The 22,475-nt window shown below is 40.5% G+C and carries 21 protein-coding genes; 9 read left to right on the plus strand and 12 right to left on the minus strand.

Annotated features, from left to right (window positions below; genetic code table 11):
- Positions 1-6: 6 nt before the first annotated feature.
- On the plus strand, positions 7-168 hold the full coding sequence (locus HLI_RS21690; protein ID WP_164908561.1) for a hypothetical protein: 162 nt from the start codon (positions 7-9) through the stop codon (positions 166-168).
- A gap of 421 nt (positions 169-589) precedes the next feature.
- Here HLI_RS21690 and HLI_RS13395 read toward each other — a convergent pair whose 3' ends face one another.
- From HLI_RS13395 to HLI_RS13410, 4 genes are all read right to left on the minus strand, one after another.
- Positions 590-1,855 carry a helix-turn-helix domain-containing protein gene (locus tag HLI_RS13395; RefSeq protein ID WP_128525427.1) on the minus strand — a complete coding sequence of 422 codons (1,266 nt, stop codon included), beginning with the start codon at positions 1,853-1,855 and terminating at the stop codon, positions 590-592.
- A gap of 195 nt (positions 1,856-2,050) precedes the next feature.
- A complete protein-coding gene (locus HLI_RS13400; RefSeq protein ID WP_128525428.1) occupies positions 2,051-2,686 on the minus strand; it encodes an SDR family oxidoreductase in 636 nt (211 codons plus the stop codon).
- An 85-nt stretch (positions 2,687-2,771) separates the two neighbouring features.
- Entirely contained in the window at positions 2,772-3,710 is a 939-nt protein-coding gene (locus HLI_RS13405; RefSeq protein WP_128525429.1) for a PD-(D/E)XK nuclease family protein, read from the minus strand.
- Positions 3,711-3,743: 33 nt separating this feature from the next.
- Positions 3,744-4,073 (minus strand): MGMT family protein, encoded by a 330-nt coding sequence (locus HLI_RS13410; protein WP_128525430.1) that lies wholly within the window; start codon positions 4,071-4,073, stop codon positions 3,744-3,746.
- A 113-nt stretch (positions 4,074-4,186) separates the two neighbouring features.
- Here HLI_RS13410 and thiD point away from each other — a divergent pair, with 113 nt between their 5' ends.
- Positions 4,187-4,987 (plus strand): bifunctional hydroxymethylpyrimidine kinase/phosphomethylpyrimidine kinase, encoded by an 801-nt coding sequence (thiD, locus tag HLI_RS13415; protein WP_128526895.1) that lies wholly within the window; start codon positions 4,187-4,189, stop codon positions 4,985-4,987.
- A gap of 302 nt (positions 4,988-5,289) precedes the next feature.
- On the opposite strand, the gene HLI_RS13420 is transcribed toward thiD, so the two are convergent.
- Positions 5,290-6,629 (minus strand): IS3 family transposase gene (locus tag HLI_RS13420; RefSeq protein ID WP_128525431.1). Its coding sequence is split into 2 segments (ribosomal slippage): positions 5,290-6,179 and positions 6,179-6,629, totalling 1,341 coding nucleotides; the frame shifts between segments, so codons are not numbered across the junction.
- Between the two features lie 228 nt (positions 6,630-6,857).
- Here HLI_RS13420 and HLI_RS13425 point away from each other — a divergent pair.
- Positions 6,858-7,484 (plus strand): Type 1 glutamine amidotransferase-like domain-containing protein, encoded by a 627-nt coding sequence (locus tag HLI_RS13425; RefSeq protein ID WP_128525432.1) that lies wholly within the window; start codon positions 6,858-6,860, stop codon positions 7,482-7,484.
- Positions 7,485-7,513: 29 nt separating this feature from the next.
- Here the strand turns inward: HLI_RS13425 and HLI_RS13430 are convergent, their stop codons facing one another.
- From HLI_RS13430 to HLI_RS21695, 5 genes are all read right to left on the minus strand, one after another.
- Positions 7,514-8,455 carry an oxygen-dependent tRNA uridine(34) hydroxylase TrhO gene (locus tag HLI_RS13430; protein ID WP_128525433.1) on the minus strand — a complete coding sequence of 314 codons (942 nt, stop codon included), beginning with the start codon at positions 8,453-8,455 and terminating at the stop codon, positions 7,514-7,516.
- Positions 8,456-8,541: 86 nt separating this feature from the next.
- Entirely contained in the window at positions 8,542-9,903 is a 1,362-nt protein-coding gene (locus HLI_RS13435) for an MFS transporter (RefSeq protein WP_128525434.1), read from the minus strand.
- Positions 9,904-10,088: 185 nt separating this feature from the next.
- Positions 10,089-10,637: a cysteine hydrolase family protein gene (locus tag HLI_RS13440; RefSeq protein WP_128525435.1), complete on the minus strand. Its 549-nt coding sequence runs from the start codon at positions 10,635-10,637 to the stop codon at positions 10,089-10,091.
- Between the two features lie 57 nt (positions 10,638-10,694).
- A complete protein-coding gene (locus HLI_RS13445) occupies positions 10,695-11,882 on the minus strand; it encodes an MFS transporter (RefSeq protein ID WP_128525436.1) in 1,188 nt (395 codons plus the stop codon).
- Between the two features lie 250 nt (positions 11,883-12,132).
- Positions 12,133-12,339, minus strand: a complete 207-nt coding sequence (locus HLI_RS21695; RefSeq protein ID WP_164908562.1) for a hypothetical protein — start codon at positions 12,337-12,339, stop codon at positions 12,133-12,135.
- Between HLI_RS21695 and treP the strand changes: the two genes are divergently transcribed.
- The 5 genes from treP to HLI_RS13470 all read left to right on the plus strand — a co-directional run bounded on the left by treP (position 12,331) and on the right by HLI_RS13470 (position 18,462).
- The gene (gene treP, locus HLI_RS13450; protein WP_128525437.1) at positions 12,331-13,740 is read left to right on the plus strand and encodes a PTS system trehalose-specific EIIBC component; all 1,410 of its coding nucleotides are present in this window, start codon (positions 12,331-12,333) and stop codon (positions 13,738-13,740) included. The two genes, HLI_RS21695 and treP, sit on opposite strands and share 9 nt — an antisense overlap.
- Before the next feature lie 26 nt (positions 13,741-13,766).
- Positions 13,767-15,452: an alpha,alpha-phosphotrehalase gene (gene treC / locus HLI_RS13455; protein WP_277750289.1), complete on the plus strand. Its 1,686-nt coding sequence runs from the start codon at positions 13,767-13,769 to the stop codon at positions 15,450-15,452.
- A gap of 23 nt (positions 15,453-15,475) precedes the next feature.
- The gene (gene treR, locus HLI_RS13460; RefSeq protein WP_128525438.1) at positions 15,476-16,192 is read left to right on the plus strand and encodes a trehalose operon repressor; all 717 of its coding nucleotides are present in this window, start codon (positions 15,476-15,478) and stop codon (positions 16,190-16,192) included.
- Between the two features lie 92 nt (positions 16,193-16,284).
- A complete protein-coding gene (locus HLI_RS13465) occupies positions 16,285-16,794 on the plus strand; it encodes a DUF6933 domain-containing protein (protein ID WP_128525439.1) in 510 nt (169 codons plus the stop codon).
- Between the two features lie 273 nt (positions 16,795-17,067).
- The gene (locus HLI_RS13470; protein ID WP_128525440.1) at positions 17,068-18,462 is read left to right on the plus strand and encodes an MBL fold metallo-hydrolase; all 1,395 of its coding nucleotides are present in this window, start codon (positions 17,068-17,070) and stop codon (positions 18,460-18,462) included.
- Between the two features lie 220 nt (positions 18,463-18,682).
- On the opposite strand, the gene HLI_RS22145 is transcribed toward HLI_RS13470, so the two are convergent.
- Together HLI_RS22145 and HLI_RS13475 are read right to left on the minus strand one after the other, a co-directional pair.
- On the minus strand, positions 18,683-18,805 hold the full coding sequence (locus HLI_RS22145) for a hypothetical protein (RefSeq protein ID WP_277750290.1): 123 nt from the start codon (positions 18,803-18,805) through the stop codon (positions 18,683-18,685).
- Positions 18,802-20,088 (minus strand): helix-turn-helix transcriptional regulator, encoded by a 1,287-nt coding sequence (locus HLI_RS13475; protein WP_128525441.1) that lies wholly within the window; start codon positions 20,086-20,088, stop codon positions 18,802-18,804. Before HLI_RS13475 ends, HLI_RS22145 begins: the two co-directional genes overlap by 4 nt.
- Positions 20,089-20,432: 344 nt before the next feature.
- Here HLI_RS13475 and HLI_RS13480 point away from each other — a divergent pair, with 344 nt between their 5' ends.
- On the plus strand, positions 20,433-22,382 hold the full coding sequence (locus tag HLI_RS13480) for an aconitate hydratase (RefSeq protein WP_128525442.1): 1,950 nt from the start codon (positions 20,433-20,435) through the stop codon (positions 22,380-22,382).
- Positions 22,383-22,475 lie beyond the last annotated feature (93 nt).

Consider the following 22,475-nt stretch of genomic DNA (forward strand, 5'->3'; position numbering starts at 1 on the left):
GTTATCTTGGTAATTAACGACAATATCAACTCGTACGGGGATACTTCCTATGTCTGCCGACGCAGTTCAAATAATCCAGGAAAACCATTGGATCATATAGTATATGAATTCGTAAAAGAGAAACTGGAAACGATTGAAAGAGGAACGAGAAAGCTTATTTTAGAATGAAAATCCAGAGCTGAAAAATCATTTGCTTTTTTTAACGCATCCAGGGCCATTCGTATCACGCATCTGCTATCATTAATATCACAATGGTTGTTATGGGGAGGTAGAAGTCTGGCAGTGTGGTCCTTTCCAAAAAAGAGTTATTCCATTTCGTTATCTTGATGGAACGTGTCTGCAACTTTGTTGTTATGATGTCAAGAATAAAGCAGTGTATCTTGTTATAGGTATAGTGGAAAATGGCAGCGGTGAAATCCTACAGAAAATCACAATCATTTCTGCAAAAATCTATTCCTTGTAATATTGAACCATTTTGATTAATGACTCGTAAAAAGATTCTAAACACGGCCCAAGGCTTAAGCCTTGGGCCGTGTTTAGAATCTTTTTTGGTTGCTAACTGTATTTATCCATGTTTTTTACGACTTTTTTATAGGAAGTCTTTTTTCTGGGTGTTTCTGTAGTTATTAGCTTCTTTATAATACATGGCAGCTTTTTTATACATTCGTTTATCAAAGTAAAGGTTTCCAAGCATTTCGTTATAGATTTTATACTCTCCATATTCATTGTTTTCTCTTGAATAAGGTACAATTTCTTTTTCAAGCTTATTTATGAACTGTTCATCCTGAAGGGAGTCTTGGATTGTGTGTTTTAATATAAAAAATTTATTCCTGAAAAATTGAATGTCATATTTTTCTGCTTCTTTTTCACCTAGATGGATATGTTCCCATGCTTCATCAATGTTACCTGAATAGAAATAAGTGGAGGCAAACAAATAAATAGTATTTACATAAAAATATTCTTCATCTGTTTTAATACTATAAGCCTTTTTCAGGTATTCAAGTGCTTCTTCATATCTTGCCTGATTAGCATAAATATATCCTAAGTTGTGAAATACCCTCCGTTTTTCCAAGGGTTTCAAATGGTATTTTGATATTTTGAGCAATTTTTGAAAGTATTCTTCAGCTATCGAATAGATTTCTAAAGATCTATAGTTCAGTGCGATTATCATATAAGTATCCACTATTCTGTCGTAATCGAAATCCTTAATATAACCTTCAAGCGCAATATGAGCATAATAATTAGATTCTACAGCAGCTCGGGTTTGAGAATAAGCTAGAGCCAAGTGAAAATAAGTTTCACTATCGTTAAGAGGGAGGGCTTTCAATAACTCCTCAGTTTTATGAAAGTGTTGAAGTGCTTGTTTAAACTGGTGACCTTTTAACAGGTAATGAATGCCCATGGTTTTGTGGTAGAAAAACTTGTATTCTTTGTTTGAATACGGAAATATATTCTCCAGTTCTATTAAATCAGAATCGGAAAGAAGGCCTTCATTCATTTTCATGGTATGACGGGACCTAACAATAGTATATAAATGAGTCAGCTCTGTATTATGATTATCTTTTAATGCTTCTTTACACTGATTGTGATATTCAGTCATCAAAGTTAAGTCACGACGTTGAATAACTTCGTGCCATTCTAAAAGGTCCCTATGAATATTTTCGTCAAAATCCTGATTGATGTCTGTTAACTTTATTTTCAAACGCTCGCCAAGTAGGCGGTAGATTTCATCACTGGCGTTAATCGTATTATGTTCAATTTTACTTAAGTAGGATACGGAACAAATTCCTGATGCAAGATCTTCTAAGGTCATATTCTTAAATTTGCGGTGTTGCTTGATTAATGAGCCTTTCATATTCACTACTCCTTTAAAGCGCCAAGTATACACATTATAGCAAAATCTGAGTGGGGGCAAGATTTTTCTTGATGATGTGGGTATGTGTGGAAATATTTTAATGAAAAAAAGCCCAGCCCTTTATTAAGAAAAGGCTGGGCTGTATTGTAAAAAAGGGGGAAGTTCATTTTGATTTATTGAGGTTGATTTTTGCGTTTATAAAGTTTTTAAAGCTTCTTCAATTTGTGTGTCTCCAGAAATTAATTCAAATGTTTTGTGGTAAGCATTCTGTTCCTGGAGGGCAGCGATCATCGTTTTGGCAACATCTGCGCGAGGGATGGTTCCTCTGTCGACTGTTTCGCCAACTTGAATTTTACTAGTACCTTCCTCGTGAGTAAGTCCACCAGGGCGGACAACTGTATAATCAAGCTCAGTTGTTTTCAGATATTCATCTGCTTCGCCTTTCATTTTCAAGTAATGTCCAAGCTCTTCTGGACCTCTACTAGGGTCTCCTGCTGCGATAGCACTTAGCATGACAAACTTTTTGATGCCAAGGTTTTCTGTGGCTTTTGCAAGGTTGATCGCACCATCACGGTCGACGGCTTCTGTTTGTTCTGGTCCCGTACTGGAGCCGGATCCAGCTGCAAACATTACAGCGTCCATCCCTTTCACAGCATAACCCACGTCTTGCTGGGTGACGTCTGCTAAGATAGGGGTACCACCCAACTCTTCGATTTTAGCTTTTTGTTCTTCTTTTCGTATTAAGCCAAATGGTTCATGACCATCTTCTTTTAAATATTGGATAAGCAAACGACCGGTATGTCCATTCGCTCCTGCGACAAGTACTTTCATCTTTCACCACGACTCCTTCCATGTAATGTCTCTCCATCCTCTATTTAGCCACTTTAGGAAGGATTCAAACATAAGCCTTTTAGTGTTAAGTGGAAAAGCACAATTCCTGGTAGTTGCAACGCGCGCAAACTCTAGGATCTTCCTGCATAGGGAATTGCCCAATCGGAAGCGGCTGGTTTTTACTGGCATCTTCTAAGAATGACCTCATCTGTTCCATACTAATTTGGTAGAGGTGTTGGACATTAATTAAATCCTGTTCAGTCAATTGATGTTCAACATGAGTGCCATCAACCAAATATTCATTTCGGATGATAATGTCCTCAAGAGAATGAATATTGTGTTTCTGTTTTAAATAAAGGGCGTACAAGGCAAGCTGATTTCGGTCCTCATCTGATGACTTACCTGTCTTCCAATCTACAATTACCCATTTGTTACGTTTCAAATCTTTATAAACGAGGTCCATGACGATGAAAATCTTTATCCCGTCCGTTTTCATGAATCGGAAAGTTTCAGACTCTATGAATTTCATATTTTCTTTGTTCAATACATCTGAAAAAGTTTGGCTGGCAAAAAAGTTTTTCACCGTCGTGTCAAGTCGGTCTGTGATTTTGCTGATTTTTCCCTCTGGGAGTGTGTTTGTTTGGCTATAATAGATTTCGTGAAGCATCGTATAATGTTTTGGGCGGTTCTGCCAAAGGTGCTCTTTTTTTGTAGACTCGATAAACCCTCTGTTCAGATGATGGCGTACCTCATCTGTAAACGCTCCTTCATCCAATATCGGCTGGTTTTTCAAAGTGTTTTGGATGGTTTGGTAAATGAGGTCGTGGACAATGCTTCCGAAAAGCATTTCCAAGTTTGTGATCTTTTTTAAGCGGTAAGTCTGCCGGGCTAATGTATCAGCCTGGTTCAACCACCCGTTATGGGAAACATAATAGTCATAAGCGTATTTCCGCAAACATGTCAGCATCGTTTTGTGTCGGGATAATGACCAGGAGAGGTCTGGATATGGTTTAATTTCAAACATTCTCAACACATCCTTCGTTATGTACAGTAAAGATCAGATGAAAGTGTCTTCGTGGTATAGTTCGTCTTTCAACAAGTACTGACCTAACTGGATTTTATAGTTGATAACCGTAATTCCTTCGGCTTGTAGAGATATTTTTTGAATTTCTGCTAGTGATTCATCTTTAATACTAATCTGCCCTTGAGCGTTTAGAACCCTGTGCCAAGGAAGTTTGTGCTTACGACTCATTGTGTGAAGTATTCGAGCTACTTGTCTAGCAGATCTTGGATTGCCTGCCCATTGTGCAACTTGACCATATGTCATGACTTTTCCGGGCGGGATATTTTTTATTATTTGGATGGTTTTCTGGGTGAAAGGCTTCATTAAAGTTATCTCCTTCTTCTTCATTTTAACTTATTCCTGATAGGGGATAATAGCAAACTGTTTATAAATTCTGATACAATTTATTTAGAAAGAATAGAGGGGGTCCATTTATGATGAGCATATCAAAGGTTTTGACGATTGCAGGTTCTGCCTCACAGGGAAGTGCGGGCATTCAAGCTGACTTGAAGACTTTTCAGGAATTCGATGTATATGGAATGAGTGCCATTACAGCTATTGTGGCTAATAATAGCAAGACAGGACAGGGTATTTTCACACAACCGATCGAGTCGATCGAGGCTCAAGTATACGCTTCACTGGAGCATGTGGGTGTAGACGCTTTAAAGACGGGTATGCTTTTCAATAAAGATATCATCGAACGTATAGCCTCTCTTATTCAGGATTCAAAAGTACCTCACGTAGTGGTCGACCCTGTAATGATCGGGAAAATGGGCTCTCAACTGCTCCGTGATGAAGCTATTGAGAGTTTGAAGAGGGACTTGATGCCTCTCGCGACGGTCATCACTCCTAATTTGCATGAAGCAGCCCGCATACTAGACTGCCCCGTGCCTGAAACTCCAGAGGACATGAAAACAGTGGCCAGGGATTTATATCATTTAGGTCCTTCGTATATATTAGTGAAAGGAGGGGGACTGGACGACTACCCTGCTGTCGATATTCTTTACGATGGGAATAGCATGGTTGAATTGGAATCTGAACGTGTCGCTACCATCCATACGAGTGGTGCAGGATGTACTTACTCAGCAGCCATTGTAGCTGAACTAGCAAAAGGAAGCTCTGTGGAGGAAGCGATACGTCGTGCGAAGTCTTTCGTGACGAGTGCAATCCGCTATGCGATATCATTCGATCGCGGGATTGGTTCGACTTATCATGCTGCCCACAGAACACAGGAATAAAGTAATCTCTTAAACATTCTAATCCACAAAGCTGGCATTCTTCAATGAAACCTCCCATATCTTGAATGCTCAGTTTCGATACTTTCGTATAAGGAGATGGTGGCTGGTGAATGGGAAATTCTATTTTTCAGCGCACTAAAGTATGATTTGTCTACCCAATAAAGGGGAGGTTCTCCCTCTAGCGATTTCGAGAAACTAATATGGCTAGAGTTGTAGAGGAAAGGAGAGACTCTCGCGGGAGAAGGAGCTAGGTGAGACCCCGTAGTGAGTGTGTGCTGACCCCATAAAATTGGACACATAGTTTATGATGCTTTTTCATACATTTGCCTTTCTAAGACAGGACTGTTTCCCTTTAACCTGGATTTGACTCTAAGATGGTTGTAGTAATGCATATATGTCTCAAAACGATCTTTGAAATGTTGAATACTATCAAATTCTTCATAGTATAAGAATTCCGATTTAAAGATGCCGAAAAAATTCTCCATCACTGAATTATCATGACAGTTCCCTTTCCTAGACATACTTTGAGTGATGTTGTGATCTTGGAGTTTCTTTCGGAACTGAGCCATTTGGTAATGCCAACCTTGATCCGAATGGATGAGAAGATCTTCGTGTTCCTCCTTCTTTTCCAGTGCTTGGTCAAGCATCTCCTCTACAAGAGAAAAAGTCGGTCTTTCGCCTAAGGTGTAGGAAATGATCTCTCCATTGAATAGGCCAAGGACAGGAGACAAGTAAAATTTCTGGGAGAACACGCGGAATTCCGTAATGTCTGTGACCCATTTCTGATTGGGGCGATCACTCTTGAAATGGCGGTCTAGTACGTTATCGGCGGTTTTCCCAACCTTCCCTTTATAAGAGACGTATTTCTTTTGGTTCACCTGACATGCAATGCCCAGCGCTACCATGATTCGGTAGACTTTCTTGTGGTTAACCTTATAATTTTTTCTCACGAGGATGTCCGTAATTCTACGGTATCCTACACGGCCATTATGAGTGTTATAGATGAAGAGAACCCTCCTTTTCCACTTGCGGTCAGGGTCGGGCTGGCTTAGCTTTTTACTGGCATAATAAAAGGTACTGTGTGCTAGGCCGGCGACCTTAATCAGCACTTGGAGGCGGAATGCGTGCCTTAGTTCTTGGATTACTTGCGCTTTTTCTTTTGTGCCGATTTTTCCTTCTCGTGAACTAAGGCATTCAACTTTTTTAAATAAGCGTTCTCCGCACGTAATTGTTCGTTCTCTCTCTTAACTGACTCAATAGACTCATCGGTGTTGTTTTTCTTTTCCGACACGGCTTTCGACCCCTTTTCATACATCCGAAGGGCATCGTATCCACCTTTTTTCCACTTTTCCTTCCACCTTCGAGCCATAGAAGAGTCAGGAATATGGTAAATCGCCGATGCCTCCCGAATGGAACAACCCGTTCGTTCGATAAATTGAATTAATTCCAGTTTAAAGGCAGGCGAATAGTTTGTATAGGGAAAAACAAAGGCTTGATCACCATGATGTCGAACCAACTTCACCCAATAGCGAATAGATGAATCATCAACACCTGTTTCTGACGCTAAATCCCTATAACTGATGAATCCTTGTAAGTAGCGTTTAGCAATTTGTAATTTCAGTTCTGAACCAAATTTCGTCACTTTAGACACCTCTTTGAAAGTGTCCAACAATAAGGGGTCGCTTCACAATGAACCGAGGAGGCTGCCAGTTCCTCCGCAGGAAAGCGCCCTCCCTCTTCCCCGAAGCCCCTAATTCCCACAAGAATCTCGAAATCAAGTCTGCAAGATAACTGCCATCTTATCGAATAATCCGGCACTGGAAATATCCACCTATACTTAAAATAGCTTTATTATAAGGGAGGGTCGAGTATGGAAAGCAGCACACATTTGTTTTTGTTCGGATCTAGTCCGCCATTTACTCCACGACTCGCCTCAAAATTTGAGAATGCTCTGGAGCAGCCTAAGGTTACAGTACTGTACATAGAAAGGGAAGGATCCGTCGATTATTTGCCTAAATACACCAGTGGAATGAAAGTAGAAGCTGACCATTTCCCGTTAAAATCTCACTATAGTGAGCAGGAACTCAACCGTTTAAGCGGAAGTGGAGGAGTAATTATTGGCGGTGGAGACACGTTGGCTTATCACGATTACATCATCAAAACAGAGTTGACAAATATTTTGCAGGATAAATTTCAGCAGGGACAGCCAATAGCCGGTTTTTCTGCGGGGGCGCTAATTTCACCAGAATATTGTGTGATTTCTCCTGAGGATCATCCAGAGAGGATTCAAGTGGTGAAGACGGGAATAGGGCTTTTAAAGGGTGTGGTTATTTCTGCACATTTTTTAGAATGGAACGAACATAAAAATTTAGAAGCGGCACTCAAGCGAACTGGAGTTCCTAAAGGTTACGGGATAGCTGAAGGGGGAGGCATTTATTTGAAAGATCAACAACTTGTAGGTGTGGAAGGCTTCTTACATATTGAGCATCAAAAATAAGCCCCCTTTCTTATAGAAAGGGGGAAGGTTTATCCATTAACTTTGTCGTATTTATCAATTTGTTTTTTACGCTCGACATCCCAACGGTTCTCAGGATGCTCTTTACATTCTGCTGTACATGCGGCATGGTGTGATTCTTCGCATTCTCTGCAACATACATATTGACGATTGCATACTGGATTGCTGCAGTTGATCATGCGGTCTTCCGATTTGCCACAATGCTCGCATTGAGCAATCACTTTCTCTTCAACCTGGTTGACCGGAACTGCGATACGTTCATCGAATACGTACATTTTACCGTCGAAAAGTTCGCCTTTAACTTCTGGGTCTTTCCCATAAGTTGTGATGCCGCCCTCAAGCTGGTAGACATCTTCGACACCATTTTTCTTCAGAATCCCTGTCAATTTCTCGCAACGGATTCCTCCTGTGCAATAGGTCAGAACCTTTTTGTCTTTCCATTGGTCGGCATTTTCAGCAACCCACTCAGGAAATTCACGTGAATGGTTCACAGCAGGTTGAATAGCATTACGGAAGTGGCCGATCCTATATTCATATTCGTTACGTCCATCAATGACAATCGTGTCATCATCTTTTAACAGTTCATTGAACTCTTTAGGCTTCAAGTGCTTTCCACCGAAGCTTTTCGGATCAATATCATCGTTTTCAATACTCCAGTTTACAAGTTCAGGTTTGACTCGGCAATGCATTTTCTTAAAAGCATGGCCCTCATGTTCGTCAATCTTGAAGTGGATGTCAGCAAAACGCTTATCAGAACGTACATATTCCATATATTCTTCAACTTGCTCAACTGTACCTGAAACCGTTCCGTTAATCCCTTCATGAGAAACGATGATTCTTCCTTTTAAGCCAAGGTTTTTACAGAACTCTAAGTGGTTAGTGCAATATTCTTCATAATCAGGAAGGTCGGTATACTTATAATACAACAGAACTCGGTAATCATTTGAGCTCATAAGTGATTCCTCCTATATTTATATCTATATCAGTTATTTATAACAGAAATGTCCATAGTTCATCATATTTAATTTTACAAGAAAAATCAAATGTCATTTTTTTGAACAACAGCTAGGTGTTTGATCTTTCGTGAGTAAACGAAAAGAGTCGTCCATGATGCAACCATCAAAATAATTAAAATACCGAAGGGAAGCTTGAAATTCACTGCTGTGTAGGGCTGTGAACTTATTTCCAGCAAAATACCGGCAAGCACAGAACCGGTAGCGCTCCCTATAAAGTGGGTTTGTTGTTTTAATCCTATCCCAGCACCGATTTGATTATTCGGCAAGATTTTTGAGATTTCATTTGTAGAACTGGAAGATAGGCTGGAAAAACCAAAACTTGTGAACATATATGCGACCATGATCATATAAGGATTGACTCCGGCTAAGAAGAAAAAAACCAATGCAGAGATCATCAATAAAATCTGGGATAAGAGCAGCACTTTGATATTTCCATATGAATCGATCAACCGTCCGACGTAAATAGCGGCGACAGCAGATAGGATGGCACCTGGGAAAATAATGAAACCAATGGCTGCCGCTCCGTGTCCATATACTTGTTCAAGCATAATCGGCATCAAAAAAAGTACCGCAAAGTGGAGAGTGAAACCGATATAACTCATGAACACTATTCTGCGGTAATGGCTATTCAACACTAGTTCGGGTTGAATGAAAGGTGCTTTTGTTCTGTTTATCCGCCACCATAATAAAGCAGCAGATAACAAGCCCCCGAGCAAGTAAAAATGTGTGAATGTTGAAATATATAAAAGAAACAAAGTAGCACTCGTACCGGATAATATTGCTCCAATGACATCGAAGCGTCCACGTTCTGCTTGTTCTAAAGGCATAAACTTATACAGGACAGGGAGGACGCCGAATACCATGAAGGTCACGATGAATAAAAAGTTCCAATTCAGATAATCTGTAATCAATCCACCCACGACAGGTCCTAGCCCGAATCCCAGAGATGTCGCAGAGGCAATAAGAGCATAAGCACTTCCACGTCTGGTCATAGGAATGTACCTCCCGGCGAAAACCATAGACAGGCCCGGGATCGACGCTGCCCCTGCAGCTTGGCATAAGCGGGAAATGAGCAGCCATAGGTAGCTGTCGGCAAAGAAACCGATAAATGACGATAAGCTGAAAATTGAAATCCCGATGGTTAACAAAGTTCGAATTGGGAGATAATCTGATAATCTAGTAAAAGTGATTGTGAAAATTGCCAAAACAATCGAGTAACCTGACACTATCCAGGCTCCCTCAGAAGGTTGTAAGGAGAATTCACTTAATATATTTGGTAAAGCGATATTGAACATCGTCGTATTCATAACAACAATCAAAATTGATGCGCTCAAGATGAACACCGTTCGAAAGTGTTCATTTGAAGGACGAGACATAGATTTCATATAAGTCCCCCTCCTTATTCAAAGGAATTATTCGTTAGACACCCGAAATACTATACCACAACTTTCCATGATAGAAAAATGGCTGAATAATTTGGCAATGTAAAAGGCCTCCCTTCATTGACTCAATGAAGGGAGGCCTTTGTGGGTTTCTATTAAAGTGATTTTCCTGCATGAATAAACACAACCTATAACACAGTAGCTCCGAGTGAATTCTCAAAGTGAGAAATTGCCCATTCATGACCGGTAGGGTTGAAACTTGCAACTCCATCCCGGTGAATAGTGAGCTTATATCCAAGGTTATAAGCATCCACCGCAGTATGAAGAACACAGATATCTGTGCAGACTCCGGCAATGTGGAGGTCGGTAATCCTTCTTTGTCTGAGCATCAAATCCAAGTCCGTACCTGCAAAAGCGCTGTATCGCGTTTTATCCATGTAAGATAAATTGGACTTCATTTGGTATTCTTCGTAAAGACTCTGCAGGGAACCAAAGAGCTTACGCCCCTCTGTCCCTCTAATGTTGTGGGGAGGGAACAAATCGGTTTCTGGATGGTATGGATCTCCCTCTTGGTGCGCGTCGACACCGAAAACGACAAAATCTTCGCTTTTTAAGAATTGCTCAGTGAGGCTGGTTACATACCCCTCAAGCGCTTGTGCAGGTAGACCACATGTTAATGCACCGTTTTCAGAAACAAAATCATTTGTGTAATCAATAATAATCAAGGCACGTTTCATAAGATTCCTCCAGATGGTCTTTACACATATTTTAACAGAAGAGGGAGGAATTATTCATTAATAGCTGGGAACTTGTTTGGCGGCAGGTTCGTTTTTCTGCATAGTGATCAACATCAATCCTCCGCAAAGAAATAAGAGACCACTGGTGACAAAAAAGACCATAGAAAAGCCATATGCGCCAGCAATCATACCGCCCATCGCAGGGCCGATAATGTTGCCGAGAAAACGAATGCTGGTATTATATCCCAGAACTTCTCCTTGCATAGCAATAGGGGCTTCCTGTCTGATATAAGCAGTCCGTACGGGGATGATTCCTCCAATAGATACTCCAAGTAAAAAGCGTAAGAAGACCAGTTGCCATATATTCGTAACGAAGGCAGCAGGGAAATAAACCAGCCCTGCCATAAAAAGTAAGAAAACTAGAATTTTGATATAGCCTAATTTATCAGCAATTCTCCCCCAGCGTTTTGCCATCATCAAATTACCAAGACCCGCAGCTGAAAAAGCGATTCCAGAGAATAAGGCAAGGTTTTCCGCCCCATGTAACTCTCCTACAAACAAGGATAAAATCGGCTGGATACTGAAGTGAGCGATTTGTACAAATAAGGAAACAATCATCACCATCAGCAGGACTGGGTGTTTGATTATATGTGAGAGAACTTCTTTTGTTTGGTAACTCGCTTTTTCGTCAACATTATCATTTTCAATTCGTTGTTCTTGAATACCATAATAAACGATGATGGCAGATAAACATATAGTGATGGAAACGAATTGAAAAGTGGTCGCATATCCGATCGAATCGGCAATCCAACCTCCCAGCATCGGCCCTAGCAGACTTCCAGTGATGCTCCCTGTTTGTAAAGTCCCCAAAACCTGTCCAGCGATATTTTTCGGCGTTTGGGTAGAGATGAGTGCCTGGGACATGGGAATGAAACCGGTGAAAACTCCCATGAATAACCTGAGCATGAATAATTGCCATACAGTCGTTACGAACCCCATCAGAAGTACAGATAAAGCGAGTCCTACAGCTGAAATGATGAGGATTTTTTTCCTGCCGTACTTATCCCCGATTTTCCCCCATACAGGAGAACAGATGAAGGCAGAAACGAATGTAATTCCGAAAACCCATCCTGACCATGTTTGTACGAACTCATCTGAGAAGTTGCCAAGCTCTTCTATATAAAGAGAAATAAAAGGTAAAACCATAGTAATGCTGCCTGCTATGAAAAAGTTAGCAAACCACATGATCCATAAATTTTTTCTGGATTGTACTTCATTGTCCAGGATAGAAATCCCTTCTTCCTATATATTTCGACACTCTAAATATATATCATAACCTCGTCTGCGCTCAAACCTTTTTGCTTATATTACCGATTTAGTTTTTATCGTTTGTCACTTATAGCGTTTTTAATTGAGAGGGAAGGGAATTCCAACTATATTAACAAAATGATAACGGTTGCAAAACTTGTATATACAGATTATAATCTAAATTAGATCATGTATATACAAGTTGTTGTTTGTGTAAGCGGTTAAGTAGTCCGTGTTTTTGGATTTGGAAATATAGAGCCAGGTCATCTTCACGAATAGTGATGCCTTTGAAATGCAAGCCAGTCGCTGGAGCATCTGTAATTGGTTCAGGTAAAGTCCCGATGATGACTGTGAATAAAACTAAATTACCCAGGGAGGTATGGAAATGAATCACAGAAAGCAAGCCGAGCAAATATTAGAAGCTATCGGTGGAAAGGAAAACTTGTCTGCTGCGACACATTGTGTCACTCGACTTCGATTAGCATTGCACGATGAAGGAATTGTTGATCAGGAAAAGTTGAATAATATTGATGCCGTAAAAGGTGCATTTTCTACTAATGGTCAATTTCAAATCGTCGTAGGTCAAGGTACTGTCGATAAAGTTTATAAGGAACTCGTCGACCTGGCTGGAGTCGGGGAATCGTCAAAAGAGGAAGTGAAAGAAGCATCCAAACAAAAAATGAATCCATTACAACGTGCCATCAAAACATTAGCTGACATCTTTATACCGATTTTACCTGCGATTGTAACGGCTGGTCTCTTATTAGGGATTAATAATATCCTTACAGCGACCGGTATTTTCTGGGATGACCAATCCATCATTGATGTGTATCCGCAATGGTCAGGGATAGCTAATATGATTATCATCATCGCGAACACCGCCTTCGTATTCTTACCTGGTCTCATAGGGTGGTCGGCCGTTAAAAAATTCGGTGGCAGCCCGATACTTGGTATTGTTATTGGTTTAGTTCTTGTTCACCCTGACTTGTTGAATGCATGGTCTTATGGTGAAGCTGTTAAAGAAGGATCCGTACCGACGTGGGATTTATTCGGTATGACAGTTGAGAAGATCGGTTATCAAGGACAAGTGTTACCTGTTCTGGTTGCATCATACTTATTGACGAAAATCGAACTTTTTTTACGTAAGCGTATTCCGGATAGTATTCAACTCTTATTTGTAGGACCAATAGCTTTGCTGTTAACTGGTTTCTTGACCTTCATCATAATCGGTCCTGTCACATTCGCCATTGGTAACTGGATTACAGATGGTCTTGTCGCTACATTCGATATGTTCGCATGGCTAGGTGGTCTGATTTATGGTGGCCTGTATGGTGTGCTGGTTATTACAGGTATGCACCATACTTTCCTCGCTGTAGATATTCAACTGGTCGGTAGTACTGGTACGACCTTCTTATGGCCAATGCTTGCTTTGTCCAACATCGCCCAAGGTTCAGCGGCGTTTGCAATCTGGGCTGCTTCTAAAGATGACAAATTAAAAGGTTTGGGATTGTCCTCTGGTATTTCAGCGTGGTTAGGTATTACAGAGCCGGCCTTGTTCGGTGTAAACCTTCGTTTTAAATATCCGTTTATAATCGCAATCAGTTCGTCAGCCATTGCAGGACTATACATTTCTGCTCAAGGTGTATTGGCTAATTCCATTGGTGTCGGGGGCGTACCCGGGATTTTCTCTATTGTCACGGATTACTGGTTAGATTTCATTATCGGCATGGCCATTGTCATCATCCTGCCATCTGTCGGAACTTACCTTTATGCTAAGCGCAAAAAAGACGTTTAAAAACTTGAAACGGTGGTGCTACTACAATGATTGAACAACCTTGGTGGAAAAAAGCTGTCGTTTATCAGATTTATCCGAAAAGCTTTAATGATACGACCGGAAGTGGAGTCGGTGATATCCAGGGTATCATCGAAAAGCTGGACTATTTGAATGAACTCGGGGTTGATGTTCTATGGCTGACCCCGATGTACAAGTCCCCGCAGAACGACAATGGGTATGATATTAGTGATTACTATGACATTCATGATGAGTATGGCACCATGGAGGACTTTGAACGTTTATTAAAGGAAACTCATGAACGTGGTATGAAATTGATCATGGATATCGTGGTCAATCACACTTCGACAGATCATAAGTGGTTTCAGGAATCTCGGAAATCCAAGGATAACCCCTATCGTAATTATTACATTTGGCGGGACCCTGTCAATGGAGAGGAACCTACGAACTGGAAGTCAAAATTTGGGGGGAGCGCTTGGAAATACGATGATAATACGGGGCAATATTACTTGCACCTATTCGATGTCACCCAAGCAGATTTGAATTGGGAAAATGAACAAGTCCGTGAAGATATTTATGAAATGATGCGCTTCTGGGCGATTAAAGGAGTTGATGGGTTCCGGTTGGACGTCATCAACCTCATTTCTAAAAATCAAAAGTTCCCGAATGACGATGGAAGTGTCGCACCAGGAGACGGACGTAAATTTTACACAGATGGGCCAAGAGTCCACGAGTATATGCAGGAAATGAACCAGGCTGTATTTAAACCTTATGATTTGATGACTGTAGGGGAAATGTCTTCCACGACCATCGATCACTGTGTGAAGTACACAGCTCCTGATCGAAATGAGTTGAGCATGACTTTCAACTTTCATCATTTGAAAGTCGATTACCCAAATGGGAATAAGTGGACTGTCGCTGACTTCGATTTCCATCAATTGAAAGGCATTCTTTCCCAATGGCAGCGGGAAATGAATAAAGGGAACGGATGGAATGCTTTGTTCTGGTGTAATCATGATCAACCGAGAGTTCTTTCCCGGTTTGGCGATGACGTACACTACCCCATAGAATCAGGGAAAATGCTCGCGACTACGATCCATATGATGCAAGGGACTCCTTATATTTATCAGGGGGAAGAAATCGGGATGACGAACCCCAACTTTGAAAGCATCCACCGTTATCGCGATGTAGAATCTTTGAATATGTATAAAGAGTTTAAAGCAGAAGGGGTGAGTGAAGAAGAAATCCTGGAGATACTGAAGCAAAAATCACGGGATAATTCGCGTACCCCTGTCCAATGGAATAAGGGAGAGCACGCAGGCTTCACAAGCGGTACTCCCTGGATCGATGTTGCTGACAACTATAAAGACATCAATGCAGAAGTCGTAAAGAATAATGAGGACTCGGTTTTCAAGCATTACCAAAAGCTGATTGAACTGAGGAAATCACACGAGATCATCACACATGGAGACTACCGATTGTTGACCCCGGATCATGAGAGAGTCTTTGCATACTTACGTGAATGGAATGGTGAACAATTGTTAGTCGTTAATAATTTTTATGGTGAGGATACCTCTTTCAAATGGCCAGCAGACACTATAATGGAAGGGAAAGCAGGAATCTTACTGAGTAATTACAGTGACTCTACAGGGGACTATAAGAATGTGAGTCTGCGTCCATACGAGTCTGTGGTTTATCATATTCAAAGTCACTGATATACTGAGTAAGGTGATGGACGATGAAAAATAAGTATGTCGAAATTTATAACAAACTCGTACAATTGATTCAGCAGGGCGATTTTTCTGCTGGTGACACTCTACCTTCTGAACATGACTTAAGCGCACAATATAGCACATCACGGGAAACAATCCGGAAAGCATTGAGCCTGCTTTCTCAGAATGGTTATATCCAAAAAGTGCGTGGAAAAGGTTCAGTTGTATTAGATCAAAACAAATTTGAATTTCCTGTTTCAGGACTGACAAGTTTCAAAGAGTTGGCCATTAAAATGGGACAGAATTTTCAAACTCACGTGCATGAGCTGACGCTAGTCAAGGGAAAAGGAGAAGTTGCGAAGCAATTGAACTGCAACAAAACCTCTAGGTTGTGGAAAGTAGTGCGGTCGAGAGAAATCAGCGGTGAAAGGATTATTTTGGATAAAGATTATCTCCGAGAAGACCTGATCCCTGATTTGACGAAAGAAATTGCTGAGCAATCGCTGTATGACTATATTGAGAAAGCTCTTGGTTTAGAAATAAGCTTTGCTAAAAAGGAAATTGTCATTGAGCCGATTACCGAAGAAGATTTGGAGTTCTTAGACTTGAATGGTCACTCTCAAGTGGTCGTCATAAGAAGCTACGTCTATCTTTCTGATACGACAGTTTTCCAATTCACTGAATCCAGGCATAGGCCGGATAAATTTCAATTCGTTGATTTCGCCCGGCGTACAAAGGTCTGAAACAAAGGAGAACCGCATTCTGGGTTCTCCTTTGTTTTTTTTTAGTAAAACGTTAAAATAGAAGTAGAATAAAAAGTAATGGGGTGGAAAGAATGTTCGTAATTGGAGCTACTAAAAAGCTGCAAAATGAATTGAGAAAACCTATAGAGGATGTCGAAGAATATAATAATGTCCCTGAAATCCATCAATGGCATGCGAATATTATCACCCTCAACCGTAGAAAATGCTTGCTTTTGATTAATAATGAAACCGGCTTGAACCTTACGTTATTCGGTTTACGGAAGCAACAGTTTGAACATCTGGATAGTGTGATAAAAGGTTCACTTCAGCAACTTTTCCAACTATTGGAAGTTGATCAGGAAATTGCTGATTACATGCTGGGAGCAGCAGATGAAATTGTTTATACAAAAACGAAAAGCCGTAAAACATTAGGGCGAATGAACGAAATCAAATTTATGATTGAGTCGAAAATTGAAGGCTTGAATTATGAAGAAATCGATGCGGTGGAAATTAATGAGTTCTGCAACAATCATCTCATCCTAACTTCGCTTAAAGAAAAAAACCCCTACGATACATTTGCAAAATATTTTGAAGAGAAGTAGTGCGTTTTTTCCAGCGCACTGCTTTTTTATAATCCTTAAAGTTCCAACATTGTATGACTAGAGATTCCTGGTCTGCATATTGAATTTCAGTATTCTGAATTATAGACGCAATATTGAACAGCCCTATTAATATATACTCACTACCACAATGGCAAAACATAAGGAAAAAGGAGTGTGGAGTGATAACATGGAAAAGGATATAGGGCGATTTAAATGTTTTTAATATACGGATGAGGGTATAATACATATAGCAATGATATTGGAGGTATTTGAATGTTTTTTAAGTCTTTTTTTGATGATCATCTAGCACAGATGTCTTATATGGTCGCTTGTCAAAAGACCGGTGATGCAATTGTTATTGACCCTGGAAGAGATCTCAGCCCATATTTGGAAACAGCCGAAAAGGAAGGTCTTACAATAAAGCAGGCGGCCGAAACGCATATTCATGCAGACTTCCTTTCAGGTGCACGTGAATTAGCAAACAAAAAGAATGTGAAACTTTACCTCTCGGATGAGGGAGGGGATGATTGGAAGTACCAGTACTTGGAAGAAGTAGACCATCAGCTTGTTAAAGACGGTGATGACATCCATGTTGGTTTTGTACGTTTGGAGGTCATGCACACTCCTGGACACACCCCTGAAAGTCTCTCATTTTTGCTGACAGATGAAGGTGGAGGTTCAGATGTTCCTATGGGTGTCTTCACGGGAGATTTCGTATTTGTCGGTGATGTTGGGCGCCCTGATCTATTAGAAAAATCTGCAGGTGCAGAAGGAACAGCAAAGGATGGGGCAAAGGAAATGTTCCAGTCCATAAAGAGGTTTAAAAGTCTCCCTGATTTTGTCCAAGTGTGGCCAGGTCACGGAGCAGGCAGTGCTTGTGGTAAATCATTAGGAGCTGTACCATCCTCTACGATCGGTTATGAAAAAGAAAATAATTGGGCCTTACGCCATAATAGTGAAGCTGAGTTCATTGCAGAGTTGTTAGATGGTCAACCGGAACCACCGACATACTTTGCCATGATGAAGAAGTTGAATAAAGAAGGACCGTCATTAAATAAAGAAAGAAGGATAGAAAAAGTACCAGCAGATAAGCTTGAACATTATCGCACGAACGATTTTGTGATTTTGGATACTAGGGATGCGAGCGAATTTGCTAGTGGCCATTTACAAGGGACCATTAATATCCCTTACAACCGTTCATTTACCAACTGGGCAGGGTGGATTGTTGAATATAATCAACACATTATAGTGGTAGCTGACGAAAAAGAGCTTGCAGCCATAAAAGGCTCCTTAGAATCGATTGGCTTAGATGATTTAGTTGGTTATGTCGAGGTTTCTGAGTTGAAAAGTTTTGGAGGCTTGGAAACATATAAAAGTATAACTGCTGAAGAGTTAGAGGAAAGTTATAGGAGTAATCGTGAATATGTCATCATTGATGTCAGGAATCCTGATGAATGGGAAGAAGGCCATATTGAGGGGGCACAGCATATAATGCTTGGAAAGCTGAAGGACAGCTTAGAGAAAATACCTTCTGATCGTACTCCTATAGTCCATTGTCAATCAGGTATGAGATCTGCAATCGGTGCAAGCTTACTTCAAGCTTACGGCTTTAAGAACGTATTGAACTTACAAGGCGGGTATGGTGCTTGGAGTAAAGAAAATAAATAGTAACGGATTGATCAGCAAACACGGCTTTGTAACGAAGCCGTGTTTTTTGTTTGCATTATGTAAAATAATATCCTTACTTATACATATAATTGCAGGAGTCATATGTACTGAATCATCTGCTCAAAAAAAGACCTCTACCATTAGAGGTAGAGGCGAAAGTTTGTATAGGTATAGGATTAGGGGAGGTGCTAATTATATGAAAACTAAATTAACACGTAAATTAAACTTGATCAAAGGATAATGGCTGCGGATATGCATCCTCAGCACTATCCTGGATCCCTGGCGCAAATGCTGCTGTAGCTAGAAACGCTACAATTCCAATAAGGGCAAGAAATTTCTTCATAATAGAATACCTCCTAAGTGAGAATGTTTATTTAACAATTGAATTGCTAACCGTAAGTAGTTTGTTGACTTTTTGTACATCCTTTTTTTCTCGAGTAAATCAGCGAGAACCATTGAATACCGGATGATATAAATATGTTCCTTTTTATCTTGAAAGTAAGGGATTATAACTTCCTCTAAGTGACTAATGACGGTTGGGTCATTTTTAATAATTAATTTATAAAAATTAAAGTGTAGTTCATGGGGTTTGGAGGGGAGCTTTTTTAATTCTTGCTCACCTTCATTTATCCAATCTAAGCAACCATCAAAATCACTTAACCTATAATGTTCCAATATTAAACTGTGTATAGTAGTTAATAGGTAGGATTGTTTATAAGTTGTATCAGAATCATTATAATACAGGCTTTTTTTATAATTTTGTATTGCGGATTCATGATTGCCGATTCTGGATTCCAGTGTACCAATGTTGATATAAACTAAATTCAGCTGATTACGGTTCAGAGTTTGCATGGCAATCTTTCTAGCCATATGAAAGTTCTCTAACGCCTTAGCATAATTTTTCAACTTACTATAGTTGATACCTTGTAAGATATGACAATCTGCACTTTTTTCCAAGTCATACCTTGCTTGATATATTTCTAAGGCTTGGTCAACATAGAATACAGAGGCTGATATATGGTTGGCTTGGCTAGTACTTAAAGCCAAGATGTAATAAAGATCACTGATTTCCCAATCTTCTAGCTCATGTACGATTGAGGAACTGTAGTTCTTTGCCTCCATTAATTGTTGAAAAGATTCGTCATAGTTGCCTCGATAATATTCTAGCAGTCCAGAACTTAAATGAAAGTAGTACTCCATCTCTTCATCAAATGTATCTTCATGTTGACGGATATCTTTCCATGCTACGTAAGCCTTCTCCACCTCGTTTTCTAACAGCAGATGGCGAATGCGGAACAATTCATAAAAAATATACAAATGATGGTTGTTGAGCGTATCTTTCTGTTGAATGAGATCATCCTTCAATTTCCTTGCTTCTTCTTTACGTTTGAAAACAATCGTTTCATACCATTCCTTCAATTTTTCTTTTGAAGGGTGGTTGTAAGAAGAATCATGAAAATCGAGACCAAGACGTTCGTAAAGTAACTCAAGCACCTCGAACGCTGGAACGGTTTGATCATTCTCAATCTTCGATAAGTACGCTGGCGAGATTATTCCATCGGCTAACTGATTTTGAGTTAACCCTTGCTTTACTCGATGGAATCGAAGTACTTTACCATATTCCATTTTCCACACACCTAGTTGATCAACTGTGATTTGTCAGAGTGTTCTCTCTTTCAAATCTAACTTTAGAATACATGTTCGATTAGTAAATTTCAACTATATTCACTAGTTTCCCAAGTCGGGGTGAATTTCTGGCTTAAAGGGGATTTTTACATAATGACTTTCACAGATTTCCATTTAAATGGGAGAATATAAGCATAATTACGCTTGTTTTTTATTGGTTAGGTCGGAAACGTTCTGGAAGATATGAGTAATCCTTCGACATTACGGGTATAAAAGGTATAGGCATAAAATATCGCCATCATGATGGACACAAATCTTATACTTATTGTAAAGGAGGAATCAGTGTGAGTTATAATGTCACACAAAAATTAATTAAAGATCATCTTATAGAAGGTGAGATGACTCCTGGTTCGGAAATCGGTTTGAAAATTGATCAAACACTTACACAAGATGCAACAGGTACAATGGTAATGTTGGAACTAGAAGCGATGGGGATCGATCGTGCTAAAACAGAAGCTTCCGCTCAATATGTGGATCATAACTTAATCCAGGAGGATAGCAAGAATCCTGATGATCACCTTTTCTTGGAGAGTGCTGCTAAAAGATTCGGTTTACATTTCAGTCGCCCGGGAAATGGAGTCAGTCACCCTGTACACATGCAACGGCTTGCCAAGCCCGGTAAAACATTACTAGGGTCTGACAGCCATACATGTGCGAACGGTTGTATGGGAATGCTTGCAATGGGTGCGGGTGGCATTGATGTCGCTATGGCCATTGCAGGTGAGCCCTTCTATGTAAAAATGCCAAAAGTTTGGGGCGTTAAAGTGACAGGGGAACTTCCTGATTGGGTCAGTGCTAAAGATGCCATTTTAGAGATGCTGAAAAGACATGGAGTCAAAGGTGGTGTCAACCATGTATTCGAATATTACGGTCCCGGGTTGAAGAACCTTACCGCTATGGACCGGCATGTCATTGCCAATATGGGGGCAGAACTTGGGGCAACAGGTACCGTTTTTCCTTCAGATGAAGAAACGAAAAGGTTTATGAAGCTTCAAGGGCGTGAAGATGAATGGATTGAATTGAAAGCAGACGATGGTGCTACTTACGATGTCCATGATGAATTGAACCTTTCTGAAATTGGTCCAATGGTAGCTAAGCCTTCAAGCCCAGGAAATGTAGTGCCTGTGGAAGAACTCGAAGGAGAACCGATTTATCAATCATATGTAGGTTCTTCAGCGAACCCTGGGTATCGCGATTTTGCGATTGTGTCAAAAATCGTTGAAGGTCGACACATTGCTGATGGGGTTTCTTTTGATTTGAACCCGACTTCAAGGCAGATGTTGATCGATCTTTCTCAAGAAGGGCATATAGCGAACTTCCTCCAAGCCGGCGCTCGACTTCACCAGGCAGGGTGTAATGGTTGTATCGGTATGGGGCAAGCCCCTGCCACTGGTAGAAACAGCTTGAGGACCACTCCTAGGAACTTCCCTGGCCGTTCAGGAACTAAAGAGGATAGTGTGTTCCTATGCAGTCCTGAAACAGCTGCCGTTTCTGCTTTGACAGGGAAAATCACAGACCCAAGAAAATCAGATTTTGATTTTCCGTCTGTGCAAGAGTTGGACCAACCGACTGTAGATACAAGGCTATTGGATAAGCCGTTGCCTTTTAATGAAGCCAAAGAGGTAGAGCTTGTAAAAGGACCGAACGTAGCTTCTATTCCAGAAATGGATGAATTGCCGAATGATATGGAATTGCCTATATTGCTGAAAATGGGTGATGATATCTCAACTGATGAAATATTAGCGGGAGGTGCGCGTGTTCTTCCATACCGCAGTAACCTTCCTGAAATCAGTAAATTCACCTTTGAAATCGTTGATGAAACCTATCATGATCGAGCGATGAAAATCAAAAGTGAAGGTGGTCATGCGGTAGTAGCAGGAGCGAACTATGGTCAGGGGTCGAGCCGTGAACACGCAGCATTGGCACCAAAATATCTCGGTTTGAAAGTGGCTATTGTAGAAGATTTTGCGCGTATCCACTGGCAGAACCTTGGAAACTTTGGAGTCCTGCCTCTAACCTTCGTTGATCCATCAGATTTGAAGGATTTAGAACAAGGGGATGTGCTCGTTTTCAAAGGCTTGCGTGATAAAATCAAACAATCACCTCAGGTGGAAGTGGAAGTCAAAGGTAAGGATAAGACACTTAAACTTGAACATGCTCTTTCAGATCGTCAAATAGAAATCATGCAAATGGGTGGCCTTATCAACTGGGTGAAAAATCGATTAGAAGAATAAAAAAAAGAGGCTGGACAAAAGAATTTTTCCGCTAAAAAACCCGAACGAATTTTTCGTTCGGGTTTTCATTATGAAGCAATAAATGCATACGCC

It is taken from the genome of Halobacillus litoralis, from assembly GCF_004101865.1.
Lineage (GTDB): Bacteria > Bacillota > Bacilli > Bacillales > Halobacillaceae > Halobacillus > Halobacillus litoralis_A.